1 pseudogene is annotated in these 231 nt (G+C 42.0%); it reads right to left on the reverse strand.

Going from position 1 to position 231, the window contains the following annotated elements:
- Nucleotides 1–10: 10 nt before the first annotated feature.
- Nucleotides 11–231 (reverse strand): annotated as a pseudogene (locus tag SB717_RS39925) (peptide chain release factor 1); the annotation flags it as partial.

Below are 231 nucleotides of genomic sequence, written 5' to 3' on the forward strand. Positions count from 1 at the left end.
TAGACACGCATTACTCAGCTGCCTCCATCCTTTGAGCCTGATCTTCCATCACTAAGGCATTGATGAAATCATCTAACTTACCTTGTAAGATTTGATCTAGCTTTTGAATCGTTAAACCGATTCGATGGTCTGTAACACGGTTTTGCGGGAAGTTATACGTACGAATACGCTCTGAACGATCACCCGTACCAACAGCTTGTTTACGGTTTTGATCATATTCAGCTTGTGCTT

It is taken from the genome of Priestia sp. SIMBA_032 (assembly GCF_046535215.1).
In the GTDB taxonomy this organism is placed as follows: domain Bacteria; phylum Bacillota; class Bacilli; order Bacillales; family Bacillaceae_H; genus Priestia; species Priestia aryabhattai.